Raw genomic sequence first — 20,823 nt, 5'->3', positions numbered from 1 at the left:
CGGACCTTCGGCATGCCCCCACACCCGCACACGGCCACGACGCGTCACCAACGCCATTGACCCGGTTCAGGCGAGCCCAACTGAAAGGCGGAGGCTAGAGAAACGCCCTCCAGGCGGCCACAACCATGTCCGCGCAGGTCGGAGCCAAGATTCGGTTCTCCAGCCCGCTGAATTACGCGGAACGCGGGTACAACTGCGGCTACAACAACGTGAACTGGGGCTACAACGTCTCGCCCGCCGTGGTTGCCATCGCGGTGAGCAACATGCGGAGACAGGGGTCTCCTGGTACGAGGGCAGCCAGTTCTCGGGAAGAACGCCCCGCACAACGTGCCCGTCGACTACATTTCTGCACGGCACTCAGGGCGGTGTCGCCAGTCGGGATCTCCTGCATCGGCATGACACTATGACGTTCCGTGTGAACGCTGGCGGTAAGCCCGGTACCGCCAACCTCAACGTTGGCGGTTCCTTTGTCATCTACCGATGGGTCCACTTCCGGGGCACATGCCGTCGCCTCGGCGGTGGCCCGGTCCCTGACCGAACTCACCAATCACTCGGTGACCGTGACGGCCGTAAGCCCCTACGACGTCGCCGGACAGGCCGCGGCGGCCGCAGACCATCTCGGTGTGCCCCTGCACCCCGATCCCGGGGCGGTGGTGGTCGAGGTGAGCTTTGACCTCGACCACCACCCGGTATCCGTCGTGGTCGATGCCGCGCAGTCGGCTCCTGTGGTGGCATGGCGTCTGGCCAACGCGCTGGTTGACGTGGGCCAGGAGATCCTCGGCAGCGAGCCGTTCCCGCGCTGCCCGGCGCACCGGCACCCGATGGCACTCGGACACCGTGATGCGTTCGCCTACTGGTGCTGTCCCCAGGACCGCGAACGGGTCCTGTACCCAATTACCACGCCCTGACGGTGCTCGGCTGCCTCAACCAGGGTCGGTTCGGCCACGGACGGTAGGGACACCACAGAGCCGGGCACGATCCAACGGCTCAGCGGCTGGTTCAACCAGATGACGCTGCACGGCCGCCTGACACTGTTCACAGCGGCAGCCGTATCACTGGCGGTCCGGGTGGTCATTCCCGTGCTCGACAAGACTCCGCCGACGGTGGCAGCCCGCCTGGACGCGACGTTCCGGACACTGGGCGGGGTGCCGACCAACTGCCTGACCGACAACGAGAAGACCGTCACGGTTGAGCACGTGGCCCGGATCGCGGTCCGTAACCCCGAGCTGGTGCCGATCGCCCGCTACTACGGGACGGTCGTGCGGTCCTGCATGCCGGCCGACCCGGCCTCGAAGGGCGGGACGGAGGCGACGGTCAGGATCGCGAAGCGGGACCTGGTCCCCACCGCGGTGAACCTGCGACCCGAGTACGCCGGCTTCGCCGAACTCCAGGAAGCTTGCGAGTGCAGTCCTCTCCGCAGCGTGATTCTGCTGTGTCAGCGGCTTCTCCCGAACGCAGTGCGCTGGCGGAGTGATGCACGTCCGCCCGCTGCAGTCCCATGAGGCGAATCCACCGGTGAGCGACCGCACTGCGCGCCGATCGCGGGCTCGCGTGACATCTGTCATTACGCATACGTGACATCGGACTCTGCCCGCCCGGCTTCCATAGCAGCAAAGCTGACGGTACGTCAGCTATTCGGGGAGGGGAAACATCCCATGTCCAAACATCTCGCCGCTCTGGCCGTCACCACGGCGCTCCTTGCCGGCTCGGCCGTAGCCCCGGCCGTTGCCGCTGAATCGTCGGCGGGTACCGAGATCGCCGTCGGCAGCCAGGTCACCAACTCCATTTCGGACCACGCGGTCGGTGTCGACACGCCTTTCTGGAACGAGAACCTGCTGCGTGACGACACCCCGGAACTGATCCGCCGGGCGGGCATCCGCACGCTGTCCTTCGACGCGGGCTGGCCCAGCGATCTCTACCACTTCCAAAACGGCGGATCGCTCGGCCAAGACCCGACCGGTATCCACGCTCCCGTACCTTCGTGGGCCGCGCCGAAGTTCAGCTTCGACAAGTTCGCCGAGACTGCCCGCGTCTCCGGCGCCGGCGCACTGGTGCACGTCAACTACGGTACGGGCGACGCAAAGGAGGCAGCCGACTGGGTGCGCTACGCCAACGTGACCCATGGCTACCGCGTCCGCGACTGGGCCATCGGTGAGGAGGTCTACCTCAACGGCTGGAGCGGCAGGCCGCCGGTTGAACCCGACGGGCACCCGGACAGGTCCCCGGCCGCGTATGCGCGCAACAGCATCGAGTACGCCAAGGCGATGAAAGCCGTAGACCCGACCATCCGGGTCGGCGTCGAACTCGCCCCCTATGACCTGGCGGTACCAGACCCGCTCGGTACCAACCAGCGAGCCAAGACCTGGGACGACGCGGTCCTCAGCACCCCTGGGCTGGCCGCCGTCGTCGACTTCGTGGACATCCACTGGTACCACTCGCGATTCCTCAGCACCGATGCGGCCGTCCTGGCCGACACCGCGGCCAACCCGCCGGTCATCAACGCCCTGCGCGCCGACCTCGATCATGCCTCTGGCCCGGGACGCCGAATCGACATCGTCGTGGGTGAGACCAACGTCAACGCCGAGGACGACCCCAGGCAGCAGACCGCCGTGGGCGCGCTCTACCTGCTCGACAACAACCTCTCCCTACTGGAGAACGGCGCTTCGAACGTCAGCTGGTGGGCCCTGTACAACGGGCCGGCCGCGGCCGCTGGCGGCGGCTGGGGAGACCTCGGCCTGCTCTCCTCCGGTGACTGCGTCACCACCAAGGACCAAGGCGACCAGTGCGAGCCGCCAGTCGGCACACCGTTCCCGACCTACCAGACGATGCGGCTGCTGACCACGGCGGTCAAGGGCGGCGGCAGCACCCTCGCCACCAGTTCCACCAGCCCGACCCTCACCGGCCATGCGGTGCGCCGGGCGGACGGTGCGCTGGCCGTGGTGGTGGTCAACAAGGACCCAAACCAGGCGCAGGAGTTCCACCTCTCGCTGCCCGGCAGCTATCGAACCGAGCGCACGCTCACCTGGCGCCAGCATGACACCGCCCTCACCGTTCAGCGCGGTCTGGTACCGGCCGTCCTCGCGCCGTACTCCGCAGCGGTCATCCTGCTCAAGCCAGCTCGCTGACCATCGCGTTGCCGGTAATAAACCGCTGTACTGCCGCGGGGACCGGCCGTTGTGGGCCCAGACGGTCGCCGTTCTCGCGGCCGTCAGCATCGACGTCGTCCGGGCCGGGGACGGCCGCCACGGCGTCGTCCTGGAGCCCGGCCCGCGCGGCCTCGCGGTCGCGGTCCGCTGGCAGCCCGCCGGCCAGCACCCGCTGCCCGGCGGCGTCCTCGCCGCGGGCGCCTGCTCCCGCAACGGCCACCCGTCGGCGCCCGCCAGGCCCACAACCTGATCCTCGAGCCCAGGACGACGGACAGCCGGCCCGGCCTGGCCGCGCCGCGTACCGACGCGGCGCCGACAACCCCAACGGCTCGACCCACGAGCTTGCGCGCCGACGTCCTCGCCGCGCGCGGCGTCCTCAAGGTTGCCACCGCCGACCAGCTCCAGCGCCTGCTGCGCTCGCAGGCGACGTCGAACAAGGCGGATCCGGCAGGCGCTCGGCGACCTCGCGCGGCACGGCCTGGTCGCCTCCGACGGCAACACCGCCGCCCGGCACAAGACGTGGCGGCTCGAAGGCGCGGCCGGGCTGGACGAGGCCGAGGTGAGGTGCCAGGGCTTCGCTCGGCCAGCCTGCTGCCCCAACGTCACCGGCGCCAAAGGTTAGTTGTATGAATATAATGGTTGTATGTCCTTAACTAAGTGGTCTTCCGTGCTCCCCCCTGTCGCCCGTGGCGCCGTTGCGGCCTCACCGGACCGCCGCGGGCGCTCGAGAGTGCTCGCCATCTGCTGCCTGAGCCTGTTCATGGTCGGCGTGGACAACACGATCGTGAACGCCGCACTTCCGGCCATCCAGCGCGACCTGCACACCACCGTCACCGGGCTGCAGTGGGTGGTCGCCGCCTACACCGTGGTCCTGGCAAGCCTGTTGCTGCTCGCCGGGTCCACCGGCGACCGCCTCGGCCGCCGCCGCACGTTCCAGACCGGCCTGCTGCTGTTCACCCTCGGCTCGCTGCTGTGCTCGCTCGCGCCGGGCCTGGACTGGCTGGTCGCCGCCCGCGCGCTGCAGGCGGTGGGCGGCTCGATGCTCAACCCGGTCGCCATGTCGATCATCACCAACACCTTCACCGAGCCCCGCGAGCGGGCCCGCGCGATAGGCGTGTGGGGCGCCGTGGCGGGTGTCAGCATGGCGCTCGGGCCGCTGCTCGGCGGTGGCCTGGTCGACTCGGTCGGATGGCGCGCGATCTTCTGGGCCAACATCCCGGTGGGCCTGGCCGCCCTCGTGCTGTGCGCGCTGTTCGTCCCCGACTCCCGGGCCGAACACCCACGCCCGCTCGACCCGGTCGGGCAGCTGCTGATCGTCGTCCTGCTCGGCAGCCTCGCCTACGGCCTCATCGAGGCACCCACCGCCGGCTGGGCCTCCGCGCAGACCCTGGGCTGCTGCGCGCTCGCCGCGCTGGCGCTGGCCTGCCTGGTGCCCCACGAACTGCGCCGCGCCGCACCGCTGATCGACCCGCGGCTGTTCACCCGCGCCCCCTTCGCCGGGGCCGTCGCCATCGCGATCTGCGGCTTCGCCGCACTCGGAGGTTTCCTTCTGCTCAACACCCTCTACCTGCAGGACGTACGCGGCTGCTCACCGCTGCACGCCGGCGTGCTGACCCTGCCGATGGCGGGCGTGACCATGCTGGTCTCGCCGCTGGCCGGCCGTCTGGTCGCGGCCCGGGGAGCACGCCTACCGCTGGTTGTCTCCGGGAGCGCCATGGCCGCCGGCATGCTGATGCTGACCGGCCTGAGCACGCACACCGCCACCTGGCAACTCGTCAGCTCCTACGCGCTGTTCGGCCTCGGCTTCGGCATGCTGAACGCGCCGGTCACCAACACCGCCGTCTCCGGCCTGCCGCCCGCCCAGGCCGGGGTCGCCGCCGCGGTCGCCACCACCAGCCGCCAGACCGGCCAGGCGCTCGGGGTTGCGGTGATCGGCTCCCTGGCCACCTCGGCCGTGCACGGGCCGCTGAGCACCGGCTTCGCGTCGGCCAGCCACGTCGGTTGGTGGATCGCGACGGCCTGCGGTGCAGCGGTGCTGACGCTCGGTATCCTCACCACGGGCCGTCGGACCGGGTAGGCCGGACCCGTGGCACCGCGGTCGGACTCGGACCCAGACCCGGACCGACCAGCAGAGCGGAGCGCGACAGCGGATGAACGACAGCAGGAACGACGGCGGCCGGCCGGGCACACACACCACGGGCGACGGTGTCGAGCCCCGCCCGGACGATGACGCAGACACCGGCGTGGTGGTCCCACCGGAGGCGGCCCGGGTCTGGGCCGCGATGTCCTTCCTGGTGCTGAAGCAGGAGAACCGCCGCGCCGAGGTGGAGGAGGCGCTGGGCCTCAGCTTCTTCCGCGTCAAGGCGCTGCGCCGGCTGCTGGCCGGCCCGTTGACCATGCGGGAGCTGACCGACCGGCTCTCCACCGACAAGCCGTACACCACGCTGGTCGTGGACGAGCTGGAGCGGCGCGGCTATGTGGAGCGCAGTGTCCACCCCGTCGACCGCCGCTCCAAGATCGTCAGTCTTACCGCCGCCGGCACCGCCGCCGCCGAGCGGGCCGAATCGATCCTGACCCGCCCCCCGCGCACCCTTCTCGCGCTCACCCCCGAGGAACTGACCGTCCTGGAGCACATCATGACCAAGCTCCAGCAGCCGCAAGGGTAGGGCCTGGCTCCCCGATGGGGCCGCCCGCAGCCCCGGTGCGCCGAGCCGTCAGCCGGATCCGCCACCGGGTGCCGCAACCGCGGCGGCGGCCGGGCAGGGGGTCCTCCCGCCGGGACGTGCGTGAGGTCACGGACAAACCAGGAGGACAAGGCCCAGGACCGGGGCATTCCGGGCGGGACAACGTGCCTGGTCAAGGGACGGGACAAGGGGGCTGTCCGGATCTTGCCCGAGACCGGGAAGCCAATCGCGCAGGTCGTGAAGGAGTTGAGGATCAACGAGACCACACTGGCCAGCTGGGCTTCCCGGGCCCGGCGGTCCGGCCCCGTCGGGCCACGCACGGGGCCGAGGCGACGCAGGGCGGCCGTGGCGGCGGGTGACGTGTTCGGAATTGCTGTCTGCCTTGTACCAGGTGTCGGGGTCGGCGAGGGTGAACCGGGCGCCGTGGTGCGGGGGGTTGGCTGCCTTTGGGGCCCTCCCGGTAGCTGTCGGGAACGGGGTGGAAGAAGACACGGTCGGAGCGGGTCCGTACGACGATCTGGGCTGGCAGATCCCGCAGTAGATGCGTCAGCCGGGGCCCGTCGTGGCCGGCGTCCGCCACGACCAGGACCGGCGGGTCGCCCGCGGTCCAGTGGCCGGCGTTGATGATGAAGCGCAGCGCCTCGCGCAGTTGGCGGGAGGTGACCGCCGCGGTGTCAGTGCCGGGTTCCAGGCGCTTCGCGTCCAGCAGTGCCGTCCACGAGGTGGAGCCCGACTCGAGGGCGGCGACGAAGGAGTAGGGCCAGCCGGGCACCATTTCGTGGGTGTTCTCGCGGCGGCCGTAGGTGTGGCAGAAGGAGCGGGCGTCGCTGCGACTGGCGTCGGGCCACAGCCACGGGGAGACGTCGACGGTGAGCACGATCCGTCCGCCTGGCCCCCGGGGCAGGTTGCGGGCCGCGATCGCCGTCCGCAGCCGGGCCTGGTCCGGACTGCCGCGGTTCAAGGCCGCGTAGAGCGAGCCGTGTGAGGGCTGGTGTTCGGGTGCCAGGGCCAGTTCTACCAGTGCGCGGACGGGTCCATCGGTGCACAGCAGTGCGTCGGCTACCTCGAGCAGGGCATCCGTGCGGCGAGTCATCGCGGCGTACAAGTCCAGCCGAAAGGAGGACAGTTCAGCGTTCGCCTGCTGGGGATCGGCTTCATGAACGACACTCGACACCGGCGATGAGCAGGGCCTCGTGGTAGCTCGGAGGGTGTCCACGCCAACGAGTGGTCCAGGAGGCCCTGTTGTGGCAGCTTTTTGCAGATAGGGCAGTCGAGGCGTCAGTCAATCGATGGGTCAGACCCGCCGGCAACGTCACCGTCAGTCGATGTGAAGACCTACGGTACGGCGCGCTGGCTGCAAGCATCCGTTTATAACCAGTCGCCATACTGACTGGCATCGGGGGAGACGCCGGGGGAGACCATTGTCATGGAGTGATCATGGGCATCATGCTTGGCAAAGAACGTCGCTCGGGAGGGTTCGGGAAGCGGGCCGTCCCCTGGGTGGCGGCGACGGTCATGGCTGCTGTCGGGGTGGTGGCGGTGCCCGACGCGGAGCCCTCCGCCGCTGCCCCTGTCTCGCGCACACTGCACTACACGTGCTCGTCCGGGCTCGTCGGCGACGCCGCAGACATCACGATCGACGCGGACATCCCGACCTCGCTGGTGGCGGGCCAGCCCAGTCCGCCGTTCACCATCCGCGGGACGGTGACGGTGGACGCGAGCTTCACGCAGTACGCGGCCGTTCTCGGTGCCACGAGCGTGGACGGATCGGTGGTCGGACATGGCGCGGTAGTGGCGCCACAGGTCAATCGTGCGGAGAGCATGCCCATGTCCATTGCCAGGACGGCGATTCCGGCGTCCGGCTCGTTCGCGCTCACGGCGACCGGAACCGCGCCTACCGTGACACTTCCCCAGCCAGGGCAGGGGAAGGTGGCCATCGGGGATTTCGAGGTGCAGGTCACCCCGAGGACCGCGAGTGGTGCACTGACCTACGCAGGCACGATTGGCGCTTCCTGCGCGCTGGACTCCGGACAGGACAACGTCCTCCGGTCTTTCGTCGTGACGGAGCCTCCGACGCAGACGCCCCCGCCCTCCTCCGGGTCGACGGGCGGCAGGAACCCCGGCAGCCCGACCGGAACGCCCTCGGGCACCAAGACCGGTTCGTCGTCGGGTGGATCGGGCACGTCGGGCGGATCGGGGACGTCAGGTGGCTCCTCGGGCACGACCGGCGGTGGAACAGGTGGAACAGGTGGATCGGGCACGGCGGGCGGGGCAGGTGGAACGGTTCCGTCCCCTGGAACGGGCGGACCGAGTGCCTCGGGCTCGGCTGCGCCCACCCCGGTACCGTCGACTTCCGGCAGTGCGAGCGCGTCGGCCAGTGCATCGAGCTCCCAGCCCGGCGGTGCGGCCCCGCTCGGTACCGCCTCCATCGTCAGGCCGGTCGAGCAGCAGCACTTCCCGTATCCGCTCCTGATCGCTGCGGTCCTGATCGCGACCGCCATCGCCGCTGGCCTCTTCAGCGTCTGGCGCAGGAAACACCGGCTTCGGCAACCTGTGCTGACGTATGGTCAGGTGAGTGAGCCCGTGGCTGTCGAGGACACCGGGACCGGCACGACGCGACAGGAGGACCCCTGGGAGTGAGATCCGCTGGTGGTCTTGAGCTTTGTGCCCGCGCGGCCGGGCGCTTGCAACTATGGTCGGTGTAGTGGCGAACGTGTCCTGCAGAGGGGGCGAACGTGGTGGGTATGGAGCTGGCAGTGGGTTACCTCTTCGCGTGGGCCGTGCGCAAAGCACGGCGGGTGGCCGGGCGGGCGGATGCGGAGGTCGATTCGGCGCTGGACGCCGGGATGGACCGCCTGCACAAGGTGGTGGTCTCCCGGTTGGGTGCTGAGCCGGCGCTGGAGAGCATGATGCAGGAGGCTGCCTCCGAGCGGGAAGAGCTGACCGTACGAACCCGGAAACGGTTGGAGCTGGCGTTGGAGGACGCGGCCGAGCACGATGCGGAGTTCACCGAGGCACTGCGGCAGGCCGTGGACCAGGTCCGGGCGCTCGACGCGCCCGTCGGCCCGGAGTCCGGCAAGTACAACATCGGCGGGATCACCACCAATGGGCAGGCAGCGATCGTGATCGGCGACGGGAACGAGCAGAACAACAACTTCAAGTGACCGCTGCGGGGCCTGACGCTGAGGGGGATCACTGCCGAAGGGTCGACAGCGATCACGAGCAGCAAGAACAGCCGACAGGACAACCGCTTCGGGTCCACGTGACCACTGCGGAGCCTGACGCTGAGCGGGGCATGGTCTTCAACACCGCAATCGTGATCGGTGACAACAACATCCAGATCAACTACTTCAAGATGTTTCTCCCCGATCCGTTCGAGAGAGCGGTGCAGAAACTGGGAAGGGTGGTGGAGGCGCAGTGGCGGCGGGAAGCCCGTCTGCGCGGTCTACGGGCACCGGAGCCTTTTCCCGTTCGCTGGCGTGCGAGCCCCGTCAAGGAGACCGGTGACCATCTCCGCCTGACAGGGAATCCGGTCGCAGGCAGCGTTGCGAACCTGACCGCCTTCGCCGGCGTGTTCATGGGCCTGACGGAGCGCAGGCTGGTCGTGCTGGGCGGGGCGGGCAGTGGCAAGACCACCCTGGCTGTGCTGCTGGTGATCGAGCTGCTCAAGCGAATGAGCGAGGGGGCCCCGGTCCCGGTCCTGCTCTCGCTCGCCTCCTGGCAGCCAGGGAAAGAGGACCTGGAGGTGTGGCTGGAACGGCAGCTGTTGCGCGAGTACCCGCACCTGGACGGCGACACGGCCTCCTCCCTCATCACCTACCAACGCATCCTGCCGGTGCTCGATGGCCTGGACGAGCTGCCCGCCGCCGATCATTCGATAGCACTGGAGAAGATCAACGAGGTCCTTGGACAGGGCGGCCCCCTGATCCTGACCTGCCGGACAGATGACTACCGCGAAGCCATCGGCCACACTGAGGTGCTCCGTGCGGCCGCTGTGGTCGAGCCCGTACCCCTGACCGCCCAGGAGGTCGCGGACTACCTGCTCGGGAGCGCCACCCCGCAGCACCAAGAGCGCTGGGAGCCGCTCGCGGGGGCACTGGTCAGGGACCCGTCCAGCACCGTGGCCAGGGTCCTGACGGTTCCGCTCAACTTGTGGCTGTGCCGCAAGGTCTACGCACGCCCGATCAAGGGCGAGGCTCCCGGGGACCTCGCCGATCACCGGCGCTTCCCCGATGCCCGGGCGATCGAGGGCCACCTTCTGAAATCGCTCGTCCCATCGGTCTACCCGAGCAACCCGCCGCCGCTGCCCCACCCCGACCGCAAGGCGCCGGACAGATGGTCCAGGAACGTTTGGCGGCGGGATCCGAAACGTGTGACCGCATGGTTCACCTACCTCGCCCGCCACCTCCAAGAGCGCCGTGAACAGCATCTCGAAGAGCATCTCGAAGAGGGCCCCGAAGAACACCTCGAACAGCGCCGTGAACAGCGCCGCGAACCCGGCCTCGAATGGTGGGAACTGGGCACCACCATGAGCCTGGTGCAACGCCTGATCCTGATTGGCCTCGTGTCCGGGACAGGCTTGGGGCTCATCGTCGGAGTCACGGACGCGATCATCACCGTTCTCACCTATGCCCTACCTGGGCACGTGCTCGTGTACAGGCTCGGCTACGGACTCCTCGTCGGGTTCGTGGACGCACTGATCAACGGCATCCCGGCCGCGTTGGTCTTCGCACTCGTGCACGGGATCGGGTTCCGGTTCAGGGGCGCGGCGCTGGAACCCTCGCGCGTGTGGACGCCCATCGGAAGCTGGGCGGAGAGGTCGAGTGCTAGGTCTGGGCGCGAGATCCGGACGCGAGCTGGGATCGGGTTCCTGGCGGGGCTCGTGGCCGGGGCCGCGGTCGGGCCCCTGACCGTACTCGTGCCCGTTCTGGCCTCCGGGAGTGCGACGTGGGTCCTGGCCGGGCTCGGGTACGTGGTCATCTTCGGGCTCTCGTTCGCACTCGCAGGCGGGCTGGTAGGCGCCTTGATGGCCTGGCTCGAGGCTCCCATCGCCGTCGAAACAGCCCCTGGACCACGCGATCTGCTGGACCGGAACCGCAGGACCGTGCTTCTGCAACTGCTCATGTTCGCACCGCTGCTGGGAATCGTGTCCGGAGCCGGGGTCGCGCTGAGTGATGAGCTGCTGCACCACTCCATCTGGGGCATCCCGATCCACTGGCCCTTCACCCAGTCGCTCAGACTGGCGTTCCTCATTGCGCTCGGAGGCGGACTCGGGAGTGCAGTCAGCCTGACCGCGTGGGGCCAGTGGGTGGTTCTCGCCCGCGTCTGGCTGCCGTTCACCGGCAAGCTGCCCTGGGACGCGATGGCGTTCCTTGAAGACGCCCACCGACGCGGCGTCCTGCGCCAGGTCGGCGTGGTCTACGAGTTCCGCCACGAGCTGCTTCAAACCTACTTCGCCCAGTTACCACAACAACGCCAGCGGTAATTGGCTGTTGTCGTTCCGATCTTGAGTGGTGTTGGTCGAACGCGATTCTCGATCGGGTGACTGTGACGGCTGCCGTGCACGAGAACAGGGCCTCCCGGTAGCTCAAAGGGTGTCTACGCCAACGAGCATTTCAGGAGGCCCTGTTGACGCAGTATTACGGCATCGCGGACGCGGAGTCCACTTCGGTCACCCTTGCGTGTGACTGCCTGGCTCACCGGTTCGGGAGCGCCGGCGACCACGAGAACGGGTCCTCGACCTGCTGGAGCGGTTCGGACCGGACCTCCCGCTGCGCCGTGATCATCTGCCGCCGCTGGCCGCCACGGACGCCGAACGCACCGTCCGGCTCCTCGCCGACCCGCGGCGCGGCGCGGTCGGGCCGTACACCACGCCGCCCACCAGCGGCACGCTGCGCCGGATGGTGCGCGCTGACCCGCCCTCGCTCCCCGCCCTGGGCCGCCACTGGCTGGCCGCGCCCCGCTGCTTCGCTGCCCTGCTGCGCGCCCTTCCTCCGGGCCGGCGCGACGCGTTCCTCGACCTCGTGTACGCCGGAGCCCTCCCGCGGGAGGGCGAACTTTCCCTCCTGTTGCCGCTGTTCCCGCACGCGCGCCGCCATGCCGAGGCTCGGCGGCGGGTTGCCGCACGTCGCGCGGAGGGCCGCCCCTGGGCACAGATCGCCCCGGCCTTGGCGTACCTGCCCACCGCGGAGGCCCAGCCGGAGCTGCGGGCCGCCCTCGCCCGCCCGGACGCCGACGATCGGTCTGCCGCCTGGACGGCCCTGTTCGCCAACGCGGCCGCTTCCGACGACCGGGCCGCCGTCCAGGACGCGCTCGGCCTGCTGCCGCGGCTGCGCAACGAGCAGGATCCGGTGCGCTGCGCGGCGCTGACCGCGCTCGTCCAGGTGCCCGCCCGGCTGCTGACCCAGGCGGCGGTAGCCGTCCTCGACGCCGCCGTTCAGGACGCGGTCGACGCCCGTGACTGCTCGTACGCCACCCGCGCCGCCCTGCAGCGGCTGGTCGCCGAGGTGCTGCGCGAGCACGCCCTCGCCGGCGGAGCCGAGTTGGTCGAGTGGGCGCTGCGGAGCCTGCAGCGGATCGCCGGGCAGACCGGCACGGTCGAACTCGGCCGACTGGAGCACCGGCTGCGGCGGGGCCATGAGCACGCCGTGTTCGCGACCCTGCGGCCGTGGCTGGACACCATGGCCGACACCGCGGAGTACTGGCTGCTGTTCACCCTGGCCCATTCGCTCGGCCGACGGGCCCGCGGCATCCCAGAGCTGCAGGAACTCCTCCTGCACGCCCTCCAGTTCGGGTCGGACGGCGCGTTCACCACGGCCGCCGCCCTGTGGCTGGACGACCCGCGCACCCGCGGCGCCCGGGTCGCCGAGATCCTCGAACTCGAGCCCTCCGCCGCCTTCCTGCCGCCGGTGCGGGACGTGGTGGTCGAGCGGCGCACCGACCTGCTCGACCCGCTGCTCGCCCCCATGCCGCCGTACGGGCGGTTCCTCAAGCAGCCACAGCGGGCGACCCTGCCGCCAACGTGGTCGGCGAGCCGCTGGACGCCGCGCCAGTGGCGGGCCGCCGCCCGCCTCGCCGCCGCGGCGGCGAGCGACCTCACCCTGCCGCTGCACGGGCGTGCCGCAGCCGTCCACGCCGCCGCCGCGATCCCGGAGTACGGCAAGGCGGTCGTCCGCGCCCAACTGGACTCCGCCGAGGTGGTGCTCGCAGAGGCGGCGCTCGCCGCCTTGGCCTGGACGGACCGGCCCGCCGACGCGCTGGGCGACCTGCTGGCCCACGCGGGCGGCGACCGCGCCCGCGTCGCGGTGTACGCGGCCACCCGGGCTGCCCGGTTTGCCCCGCCAGGCGAGCTCGCCGAGCGGCTCGGCGAGCTGCTGTCCCGGGCGCAGGGCAGCAAGGTGACCAGCCGCAAGGAGGCCGTGCGGCTGGCCGCCGAGCACCTGCCGCCGCGGGCCGCCGCCGACCTGCTGGTCGCCGCGTACCGCGTCGAAGGCCAGCACCGCGACGTACGCGCCGCGGCGGTCGCCTTCGCGACCGGTCTGCTGGACGCCGAACCTGTCTGGGAACTGCTCGCAGAGGCCGCCGGGCAGGCTCCGCCATCCGTGCGCCGCGCCGTACTGCGGGCCGACCCGGGGCACCTTCCCAAGACCCACCGGGCCCGCTACGCCCACCTGGTGGCCTCCGTCGCCGCCGCGCCGGACCCGGAAGTCGCCACGCCCGCCCTCGCCGCGTTGCCGCGGTGGGCCGCCTGGGCCCCGGAGACCGCGGACGTGGCCCGACGGGCCGTCACCGACCCGGCGAACCGGGGCGGCTGGCGGGAGGCCGCGGGCGCCGTCCGCGCGCTCGCCGCCTCCGGGCTGCCGCACCCGCTCGGCGGCGCCGCCCCTGGCAGCCTGCTGCACCGCACCCTCACCGAACTCGCCGCCGCTGCGCGGACGGACGACCCCGACGCCGGGGACGACCGGGACCTGCCGGCCCGCCGGAGGCTGGCCCACCTCACGGACCTGCCTGCCGACGATCGCCACCGGCCGCTGCTCGCCGGCGCCGCCGACCTGCTCGCGGCCGAACCCGACCTGGCGGGCATCAGGGCGGCCGCGCTGCGCCGGCTGGTGGCCCCCACGGCCGGGCCGCAGGCGCTGGCGACCGCGCTCGGCGCGCTCGCCGAGGCCCACCAAGGCCGGCCGGCGGCGGCCGCGCTCACCGCGCTGGCGCTGCTGCGGGATCACGCCTCGGGCCCGCTGCCGCCGCCCGGGACACTCGACGCGCTGGCGCGGACCGCCCGCCGGGACGGGGACACCGGCGCGGCTGCCGGATTGTTCGCCACGGCGCTGACGGAGGTGTTCGGGGATCGCCTCGGCTGGCCCCAGGAGTGGCGGGCCCTATTGCGCGAGCTGCGCCGCCACCCCTCGGCGGACGTCCGCGAGCGCGCCCTCGCGGCCGTCATGTACCGGGAGTGACCTGCGGCTGCGGCCGGCCGTCCGACGCGCGGCGCCCAAACATCACGTGGTGCCGGTCCTGGCGTCCGCTACTGCGCCCCGTCCCGCACGGCCGTCGATGCCGTCGGAGCGGGCACGGGCTGTTCGAGCTCCGCCCCGAGCATGCCGACGGCGGTCACTCGACGTCCCCGCCCGTCCTGCTTCGCTTCGCCCGTGTCGTGCCGCCGGCTGGGACGGCGGCCGGCATCCCTTCGGTGGCCAGCCGCAGACCCGCCACCGCCCTGCGCACCCCGGTGGCTGCCGTTCCGACCCAGCTTCGTCATGGCCACCGAGCTGACGCCGGGCGGCCCCCGCACCCGCACGGTCCTCGCCTACGGGGAGTCCGCCAACCCCGCCTCGCCCCACTACTTGGACCAGACCGTCCTGTTCTCCCACCGGCAGTGGGTCATCGAGCGGTTCACCGAAGCCGAGATCACGGCCGACCCGCAGCCGTGGACCACGACCCTGCACGGCTGACGGCACGGCGACGGGGAGCGCCGGGAACCAGTCCGGCCCTCCGCTGCATCACTCCGGGTGTGCGGCCAGCCCCTCCGCGAGTGAGCGCTGGAAGGCCGTCACCAGGGCCTGCACCACCATGGGCTGGACACGCCGACCAGGCGGGAGTTGGTGGCCGCGCTGGTGGCCGCTCCGGTCGATCCGTGGTGGGAGGTGCGGGTGCTGCACGCGAAGCTCTACCCGGCGAAGGACCGCAAAGTGTGACCTGACCCGATCCGAGGACGGCTCTCTCGTGGACATCGATCACGACTGCGACCAGAACGACGGCCCCGAGAGATGTCGTGAAGCGGGGGAGGCGGCCCGAGGGCTGGCGTCAGTGTCTGGCACTGATGCCAGCCGCCGGCATGGCCGACCCGCCGTACGAAAGGCCGGCCCACCCCGGCGACCTTGGCCAGCACCCAGGAGTAGGCGTCCGCGAGCTCTCCCCGGCCTGGTGCGCCTCGCCGCCCGCCTCAACGTGGGGTAGCCGGGACCGCTACTCTGCGGGAGTGACTGAGAAGATGATCAACCGTTATCGCCTGGCCGTGGAGCCGCTGTTGGAGCCCGGCGAGGCGTTGCTGGACGTGGCGAAGGTGATACCGGTGGCCGGGGTCAAGGCGGTGGGCCCCGCGCCGGCGGCGCTCGGGACGGCTCTGGCGCGGGTCGGCGCGGTGTCCGGGGGAGGAGCGAGCATGGCGAGCACCTTTCCCACCGAGGCCGGCTTGGGGAAGGCCGGGCTGCTGACGGTCACCGACCGCCGGGTGGCGTTCATCGCGGCGGGTCCGCACGTCCGTGAGCCCGGTCGCCTGCTCTGGGACGCACCGCGAGCCCTGATCGGACGGACAGAGCGGCGTCCGAGGATGCAGGCGATGGCGCGGTTCAGGCTTCATTTCGCGGACGGTTCGGCGGTGGCGATGATGACCATGCGCCGGCGCACGGTCGAGTCGCTGGCCGACCATCTGGGCCGGTAAGCGGGCGATTGGGGCGCACCGCGATCCGGACCGCGCAGCTGCTCATGGAGCTGTCGTGGTGCCGGCCGGGTGTGGAGCACCTGGCCCGGTGCCTGGGGGTGACCGAGCGGACCGATCAGCACCAGCTCGACAAGCTGCGCGAGGCTGGCCTGGCCAGTTCTTGAGTGGTCGCCGATCCTGAGGCGGACTCCTAGTCGGGTCCTCGCAGCTCAGTGGCTATGACCGAGCAAGGTAGGCAGTGCAACAGGTGTAGCGCAAGGGATAGCGGCTGGCTTCACTCGTCCGTGGTCGTCGGCCCCTCTCTGTCAGCCTTGGGTGAGACGTCCCGCTTTGTCGGGTTAGCCTGAGAGGGCCCGAGTAGGAGTTCCATCCCTGATGACCAGCAGCAATCCGTCCGCAGCTGACCCGGCTCCCAGGCCGAAGCGCCGCACGTTCAGCCCCGAGTACAAGCTGCGGATCGTCGCCGAGTACGACGCCGCGCCCGAGGGCGAGAAGGGTGCGGTCCTGCGCCGCGAGCGCCTGTACCACTCCCACGTCACCGAGTGGCGGGCCGCGCGCGATGCCGGGGCCTTGGAGAACCTGGTCGACCACCGCACGAGCCCGGCCCGTCCGAAGAAGTCCGCCGCCGAGGTGGAGAACGAGAAGCTGCGCCGACAGGTGGAACGGCTGGAGAAGGAGCTCGCGCGGAACAAGGCCGCGTTGGAGGTCCTGGGAAAAGCTTCGGCGCTCTTGGAAATGATCTCCGAGAGCGCGGACTGAAGTATGCCGCCGATCCCGTCGTGGACGAGGCGTTCACCGCCGTCGAACACGAGCGGAAATGCGTGTATCAGTCCCCACCGGCTGTCGTCGCGCGCCAGCTCAAGCAGCCTGCGAACGCCCTGCTTTCCAAGTCCCCGTCCCTGGAACTCCGGCAGCACCATCCAGCCGATCTCGGCGATTCGCTCGCCGTCGGTGTCGTGGGGCCACAAGGTCACGATCCCCGCGACCACGTCGGGCTCGGCTTCATCGGGCACTATCATCTTGATCCAGTCCGTTCCCGCCGCTGCCCGTTGAACATCACGTTGGACCTTCGCCTCCATACCCTCGCGAGGCAACGGACCGCCCAGCTCGACCATCATCGCCGGGTCGCATCGCATCCGGACGTAGGCGTTGACATCGCTGTACTCAACGTCACGTAGCAGCACCTGTGTTGCTCCATTCCTCTTGGGCCGAGTTCGGCGTCCGGCGGTTGTGCGAGGTCCTGGGCGTCGCCCGATCCGGTTACTACGCCTGGCAGGCCGGCGCTCGGGCGCGTGCCGACCGGGCGGCGGCCGAGGCCGCGCTGGTGGGCGGGTTCCGGGAGGTCCACCAGGAGACGCGGGGTGAAGTTCAGGGGCGACACCGTGCTGATCACTGGCACCTTGACGAACGTCTGCTGCGAGTCCTCGGCGCGGGACGCGGGCACGTCGGCTACTGGGTGGTCCTGGTTCGGCCACTGGGTGGTCCTGGTCGCAGGCGCCAATGCGGTGCGGCGGGACCAGGACCGCAACGGGACGCTGCACATGGTCTACCGCTCGTTCGGGGACGTGCGGCCGACTGGCGAGGTGTTGGGGCAGCCGGAGGCCGCCCGGCTGAGCGGTCCGGGTACTGGGCCCGGTCAACGGACCAGCAGGGCGGCGACCTCGTTGCCGTCGGCGTCCAGGCAGGGCCCCAGCGAATAGCCGTCCGGGTCGACGAGGCAGCCCAGCGCCGGACCGGCCGGGCCGTCCAGCAGCAGCCAGCCCTCGGCGAAGTCACCGGGCGCCACGTCGACAGCGATGTTCTCGGGGTCGACGCCGGCCTTGGCGAAGCTGTCGGCGAGGTGGGCAGCCCGGTCCCAGCGACCCTCCTCGACCGTGCGCTGCCGCAGCACGGCAAGAGCCCGGGCGGCCACCGACTGCGCGACGTCCGCCCCCTCGTAGCTGTCGCCGCCGTGCAGCACCAGCACGCCGGAGTTGGCCATCACCCCGTCACTCTCCCAGCTCGCCTCCACCGGGCGGGTGTCGCCGAACTGCACCAGGATCGCTCGCACTTCGCGCTCCTCGGCCGGGCCGTCGAGCACCAGGTACACCGGCCGCGGCCCCTTGCCGGCCGGACAGCCCGCAGTCTCGCCTTCGAACACGCCCTCGAACCAGGCGACGTCGGCGGCGAAGTCCATCTCGATCCGGCGGAACGGTGCGTCATCGGGCAGCTGCTCGCCGGCGTCGAGTGCGGGGAGCGCGGCGAACAGGGCGTCAAGGGTCTTGTCAAAGTCGTCCATGGCCAGTGAGGCTAACGGGTGCCCCTGACAAGGTGTCTGCCGGGGCGATGGTGCTCAGGCGCCCACGGTGCCGTCGATGCCCTTGCGGAGGAAGTCGGCGTGGCCGTTGCGGCGGCCGTACTCCTGGAGCATGTGGGTCATCACCATGTGCGGTGAGACCCCCTCCTCCCAGCGGGGCTGGTAGCCGGGGGCCTGCCAATGTGCCGGCGGACCGGAGAAGTTGGGGCTGCCGCGAATCCCATTGGCCAGTTGGGTGGTTTTGTCCAAATGTTGAACCCAAGGCCGAGGCCAGCGGCGCGACGGCGACCTTTGGTCTTGCCGCCGGTCCGTGTCCGCCTGACCCCGGCCCGAGTCTGTCATTGACCTCAACGTAACTTTAGGTTCTACGGTGCTTTCATCAGCGATCGTCCATAAGGAGCACCGCACATGACGATCCATCAGACTTCCGATGCCGAGCTCGCCACACAGCCGGCGGCTTACTGGACCGGAGCGGCCTATGAGGCCCTTATCGCGTTCACCCGAGCCCAGCAGGCCGACCTCGGCTTCACCCAGCCCCAGTTCTGGCTGCTGCGCAACCTGTCGAAGAACGACATCTCGCCCGACGGTCACGGCATGACCGTCCCCGAACTCCAGCAAGCCATGTCCTACCTCAGGGTCGAGGACGACCTGGAAACCGAGGCGGAGGTTCTGCTGGAGCGCGGCTGGCTCAGCCGTGACGGCGAAGGGCTGCTGTGGATCGCTGAGTCGGGGGAAGCGGCTCGCCTCGACATCAAGCGGCACGCCCCGGAAATCCGCGACCGGATCCACCTGGGCATCGACGATGCCGACTACGTCACCGCCCTGAAAGTGCTCCAGCAGATGATCCGGAACACCGGCAGCACTCTGGCCTAGCAATCCACAGCTCGCCGGCAACCACACGCCACACCCGTCGGTTGCGCTCTGGGTGCCACACGCTGAGCTTGTTCCATGTCTGCGAGACGCGTGGAGCTCGGCGAGCGTCGCGAAGATGAAGAGTAAGAAGCCGTTGTCTTACCGGACGTGATCGACGTATTTCCGCTGGTGAGGCATAGTGTCGGCGGTCGGGCGGCAGGGTTTGCTCCATCGGGATCGTCTCGTCGGTGGAGGTGCCGGATGGCGTCGGTGGTGGGGCTGCTGGAGGAGCGGGAGCTGGCCGCGCGGCAGCGGGTGGAGTCGCTGCGCGAGGAGGCGGACCGAATCCAGGCCGAGCTGGCGGACGCGGAGACCGACTGGGAGCGGTGGGTGATCGCCCGGGAGAGGGTCGATCAGGTCCTGTCCGCGCCGCGCGGGCCGGATATTTCGGCGGTACCCGAGGACAAGCCCTCCGTGCGGGCCGGCCGGGCTCCGGTTCGGGCGGCGGTGGCGGGTTCGGTGGTGCCGGTGCGCCGGGACGGACTGGATGTGACCGCGCTGGCACCGGACTACCAGCGGATCGTCAACCTTCTGGCGGACCGCCGACGATCCGGATCGGACGGGGCGATCGGCTGCCAGGAGATCGCGGCCGCGCTGGGGCTGGACGTGGTCCCGGCAAAGGTCGAAGGAGTGCGGTCGAAGGCGAAGCGCCTGGTGGAGCGAGGCTGGCTGGCCGAGGACGTGCCGGGCCGGTTCAGCATCGCCGATGGGCCAGCCGGCGGCTCATGACCATCGTCATGGACCACAGGATCATCGTCTCGGCGGTGTCTGTGCGGGCCTCGTAGTCCCGGGCGAGGCGGCGTGAGCGCATCAGCCACGCGAAGGTGCGCTCCACCAGCCACCTCTTCGGCAGCACGACGAATCCGGACGTGTCGTCACTGCGCTTGACCACCGTCAGCGCGATCCGCCATGCCTTCGCGGCGAGGTCGACCAGGCGGCCGGTGTAGCCGCCATCGGCCCACACCAGAGTCAGCCGCCGGAACCGCTCGCGCAGCCGGGCGAGGAGGGTCCCGGCGGCGTCGCGGTCGGTGACGGACGCGGCGGTGACCAGCACGGTCAGCAGCAGCCCGAGGCTGTCCACCACGATGTGCCGCTTGCGCCCCGGCACTTTCTTCCCGCCGTCGTAGCCGGACGTGGCCTTCGGCACCGACGCGGCGGCCCGCACGGATTGCGAGTCGATGATCCCCGCGGTCGGCTCCGGATCCCGCCCGGCGGCCTCGCGGACCCTGCCCCGCAGCCGGTCGTGCAACTCCTTGACCAAGCCCTGGTCGCGCCAGCGCCGGTAGAACGCGTAGACCCGGTCCCACGCGGGGAAGTCCATGGGCATCGCCCGCCAGGAGATGCCGCCGGCGACCAGGTAGCGCACGGCGTCGAACATCTGCCGGTGGCAGTAGCCTTCCGGCTGCCCGCCCCGGCCTTCCAGCCACCCCGGCACCGGCAGCGACGCACGGATCACCGCCCACTCCTCGTCCGTCATGTCCGAGGGGTACCGGCGCCGCCGCTCCGGACGGTCGGCCGCGTTCCCGTACACGTGCGCGAGGCAATCACACGATCGGGCAACCGAGTTGGACTCCACCCGCACCCACACGGAAGACTGCGACACTAGGGCCTCCTGGAACCTCGAACGGCTTCGACAACCTTCGAGCTACCAAGAGGCCCTACCTCTATGCGTCCGCCGACCGACGATCACCCGAACGAGACTCCCGTTCGATCGACACGTCCCACGATCGGTACGACAACGGCTTCTAAGCTTGTTGTTTAACCTCGCAGGTCACCCGACCTGCTGATCTGTGGTTCTTCCCGGGACAGCGGAGGCGGCCGTTCCCCACGCTTCGAGGTGTCGAG

17 protein-coding genes and 3 pseudogenes are annotated in these 20,823 nt (G+C 70.4%); 15 read left to right on the top strand and 5 right to left on the bottom strand.

Features of this window, described 5'->3' with window-relative positions; all coding sequences use genetic code 11:
- Nucleotides 1-554 precede the first annotated feature (554 nt).
- The 6 genes and pseudogenes from ABD369_RS37770 to ABD369_RS37745 all read left to right on the top strand — a co-directional run bounded on the left by ABD369_RS37770 (nucleotide 555) and on the right by ABD369_RS37745 (nucleotide 5,812).
- Nucleotides 555-908, top strand: coding sequence for a hypothetical protein (locus ABD369_RS37770; RefSeq protein WP_344641175.1), 354 nt, complete (start codon nucleotides 555-557; stop codon nucleotides 906-908).
- Between the two features lie 102 nt (nucleotides 909-1,010).
- Nucleotides 1,011-1,400 (top strand): annotated as a pseudogene (locus tag ABD369_RS37765) (IS21 family transposase); the annotation flags it as partial.
- 255 nt (nucleotides 1,401-1,655) lie between these two features.
- Nucleotides 1,656-3,125 (top strand): hypothetical protein, encoded by a 1,470-nt coding sequence (locus tag ABD369_RS37760; protein ID WP_344641174.1) that lies wholly within the window; start codon nucleotides 1,656-1,658, stop codon nucleotides 3,123-3,125.
- Nucleotides 3,126-3,174: 49 nt separating this feature from the next.
- Complete coding sequence (locus tag ABD369_RS37755) at nucleotides 3,175-3,396, top strand: hypothetical protein (protein WP_344641173.1); 222 nt, start codon at nucleotides 3,175-3,177, stop codon at nucleotides 3,394-3,396.
- Nucleotides 3,397-3,789: 393 nt separating this feature from the next.
- Nucleotides 3,790-5,223 (top strand): MFS transporter, encoded by a 1,434-nt coding sequence (locus ABD369_RS37750; RefSeq protein WP_425557866.1) that lies wholly within the window; start codon nucleotides 3,790-3,792, stop codon nucleotides 5,221-5,223.
- 73 nt (nucleotides 5,224-5,296) lie between these two features.
- The gene (locus tag ABD369_RS37745) at nucleotides 5,297-5,812 is read left to right on the top strand and encodes a MarR family winged helix-turn-helix transcriptional regulator (protein WP_344641171.1); all 516 of its coding nucleotides are present in this window, start codon (nucleotides 5,297-5,299) and stop codon (nucleotides 5,810-5,812) included.
- A 271-nt stretch (nucleotides 5,813-6,083) separates the two neighbouring features.
- On the opposite strand, the gene ABD369_RS37740 is transcribed toward ABD369_RS37745, so the two are convergent.
- Nucleotides 6,084-6,923 carry a transposase gene (locus tag ABD369_RS37740; protein ID WP_344641170.1) on the bottom strand — a complete coding sequence of 280 codons (840 nt, stop codon included), beginning with the start codon at nucleotides 6,921-6,923 and terminating at the stop codon, nucleotides 6,084-6,086.
- 344 nt (nucleotides 6,924-7,267) lie between these two features.
- Here ABD369_RS37740 and ABD369_RS37735 point away from each other — a divergent pair, with 344 nt between their 5' ends.
- The 7 genes from ABD369_RS37735 (at nucleotide 7,268) to ABD369_RS37705 (ending at nucleotide 16,529) form a co-directional block, all read left to right on the top strand.
- Nucleotides 7,268-8,470, top strand: coding sequence for a DUF6801 domain-containing protein (locus ABD369_RS37735; protein WP_344641169.1), 1,203 nt, complete (start codon nucleotides 7,268-7,270; stop codon nucleotides 8,468-8,470).
- Nucleotides 8,471-8,574: 104 nt separating this feature from the next.
- Nucleotides 8,575-8,994 carry a hypothetical protein gene (locus tag ABD369_RS37730; protein WP_344641168.1) on the top strand — a complete coding sequence of 140 codons (420 nt, stop codon included), beginning with the start codon at nucleotides 8,575-8,577 and terminating at the stop codon, nucleotides 8,992-8,994.
- A gap of 131 nt (nucleotides 8,995-9,125) precedes the next feature.
- Nucleotides 9,126-11,315, top strand: a complete 2,190-nt coding sequence (locus ABD369_RS37725; protein WP_344641167.1) for an NACHT domain-containing protein — start codon at nucleotides 9,126-9,128, stop codon at nucleotides 11,313-11,315.
- A gap of 415 nt (nucleotides 11,316-11,730) precedes the next feature.
- Nucleotides 11,731-14,286, top strand: a complete 2,556-nt coding sequence (locus tag ABD369_RS37720) for a hypothetical protein (protein ID WP_344641166.1) — start codon at nucleotides 11,731-11,733, stop codon at nucleotides 14,284-14,286.
- 141 nt (nucleotides 14,287-14,427) lie between these two features.
- Nucleotides 14,428-14,781 (top strand): penicillin acylase family protein, encoded by a 354-nt coding sequence (locus ABD369_RS41405; protein ID WP_425557865.1) that lies wholly within the window; start codon nucleotides 14,428-14,430, stop codon nucleotides 14,779-14,781.
- Between the two features lie 527 nt (nucleotides 14,782-15,308).
- Nucleotides 15,309-15,770, top strand: coding sequence for a hypothetical protein (locus ABD369_RS37710; RefSeq protein ID WP_344641164.1), 462 nt, complete (start codon nucleotides 15,309-15,311; stop codon nucleotides 15,768-15,770).
- 375 nt (nucleotides 15,771-16,145) lie between these two features.
- Nucleotides 16,146-16,529, top strand: coding sequence for a hypothetical protein (locus ABD369_RS37705; RefSeq protein WP_344641176.1), 384 nt, complete (start codon nucleotides 16,146-16,148; stop codon nucleotides 16,527-16,529).
- Between the two features lie 53 nt (nucleotides 16,530-16,582).
- Here the strand turns inward: ABD369_RS37705 and ABD369_RS37700 are convergent.
- The 3 genes and pseudogenes from ABD369_RS37700 to ABD369_RS37690 form a co-directional block, all read right to left on the bottom strand.
- Nucleotides 16,583-16,954: pseudogene (locus ABD369_RS37700) on the bottom strand (GNAT family N-acetyltransferase); the annotation flags it as partial.
- A 452-nt stretch (nucleotides 16,955-17,406) separates the two neighbouring features.
- Nucleotides 17,407-18,048, bottom strand: a complete 642-nt coding sequence (locus ABD369_RS37695) for a hypothetical protein (RefSeq protein ID WP_344641163.1) — start codon at nucleotides 18,046-18,048, stop codon at nucleotides 17,407-17,409.
- A gap of 54 nt (nucleotides 18,049-18,102) precedes the next feature.
- Nucleotides 18,103-18,234 (bottom strand): annotated as a pseudogene (locus ABD369_RS37690) (mycothiol transferase); the annotation flags it as partial.
- A 240-nt stretch (nucleotides 18,235-18,474) separates the two neighbouring features.
- Between ABD369_RS37690 and ABD369_RS37685 the strand changes: the two are divergent.
- Nucleotides 18,475-18,939, top strand: a complete 465-nt coding sequence (locus ABD369_RS37685; RefSeq protein WP_344641162.1) for a MarR family transcriptional regulator — start codon at nucleotides 18,475-18,477, stop codon at nucleotides 18,937-18,939.
- Between the two features lie 240 nt (nucleotides 18,940-19,179).
- Nucleotides 19,180-19,707, top strand: coding sequence for a hypothetical protein (locus tag ABD369_RS37680; RefSeq protein WP_344641161.1), 528 nt, complete (start codon nucleotides 19,180-19,182; stop codon nucleotides 19,705-19,707).
- Here ABD369_RS37680 and ABD369_RS37675 read toward each other — a convergent pair.
- Nucleotides 19,673-20,455: an IS5 family transposase gene (locus ABD369_RS37675; protein WP_344641160.1), complete on the bottom strand. Its 783-nt coding sequence runs from the start codon at nucleotides 20,453-20,455 to the stop codon at nucleotides 19,673-19,675. The two genes, ABD369_RS37680 and ABD369_RS37675, sit on opposite strands and share 35 nt — an antisense overlap.
- Nucleotides 20,456-20,823 lie beyond the last annotated feature (368 nt).

Origin of the sequence: Kitasatospora cystarginea (assembly GCF_039533515.1) — a bacterium.
GTDB lineage: Bacteria > Actinomycetota > Actinomycetes > Streptomycetales > Streptomycetaceae > Kitasatospora > Kitasatospora cystarginea.
This window is presented reverse-complemented; position numbering and strand designations above follow the sequence as displayed.

Bases quoted from the DNA above. Each gene is read 5' to 3' on its own strand.
- ABD369_RS37760 (WP_344641174.1), top strand. From the start codon at position 1,656: ATGTCCAAACATCTCGCCGCTCTGGCCGTCACCACGGCGCTCCTTGCC.
- ABD369_RS37750 (WP_425557866.1), top strand. From the start codon at position 3,790: ATGTCCTTAACTAAGTGGTCTTCCGTGCTCCCCCCTGTCGCCCGTGGC.
- ABD369_RS37745 (WP_344641171.1), top strand. From the start codon at position 5,297: ATGAACGACAGCAGGAACGACGGCGGCCGGCCGGGCACACACACCACG.
- ABD369_RS37740 (WP_344641170.1), bottom strand. From the start codon at position 6,923: ATGACTCGCCGCACGGATGCCCTGCTCGAGGTAGCCGACGCACTGCTG.
- ABD369_RS37735 (WP_344641169.1), top strand. From the start codon at position 7,268: ATGGGCATCATGCTTGGCAAAGAACGTCGCTCGGGAGGGTTCGGGAAG.
- ABD369_RS37730 (WP_344641168.1), top strand. From the start codon at position 8,575: ATGGAGCTGGCAGTGGGTTACCTCTTCGCGTGGGCCGTGCGCAAAGCA.
- ABD369_RS37725 (WP_344641167.1), top strand. From the start codon at position 9,126: ATGGTCTTCAACACCGCAATCGTGATCGGTGACAACAACATCCAGATC.
- ABD369_RS37720 (WP_344641166.1), top strand. From the start codon at position 11,731: ATGGTGCGCGCTGACCCGCCCTCGCTCCCCGCCCTGGGCCGCCACTGG.
- ABD369_RS41405 (WP_425557865.1), top strand. From the start codon at position 14,428: ATGCCGACGGCGGTCACTCGACGTCCCCGCCCGTCCTGCTTCGCTTCG.
- ABD369_RS37705 (WP_344641176.1), top strand. From the start codon at position 16,146: ATGACCAGCAGCAATCCGTCCGCAGCTGACCCGGCTCCCAGGCCGAAG.
- ABD369_RS37695 (WP_344641163.1), bottom strand. From the start codon at position 18,048: ATGGACGACTTTGACAAGACCCTTGACGCCCTGTTCGCCGCGCTCCCC.
- ABD369_RS37685 (WP_344641162.1), top strand. From the start codon at position 18,475: ATGACGATCCATCAGACTTCCGATGCCGAGCTCGCCACACAGCCGGCG.
- ABD369_RS37680 (WP_344641161.1), top strand. From the start codon at position 19,180: ATGGCGTCGGTGGTGGGGCTGCTGGAGGAGCGGGAGCTGGCCGCGCGG.
- ABD369_RS37675 (WP_344641160.1), bottom strand. From the start codon at position 20,455: ATGACGGACGAGGAGTGGGCGGTGATCCGTGCGTCGCTGCCGGTGCCG.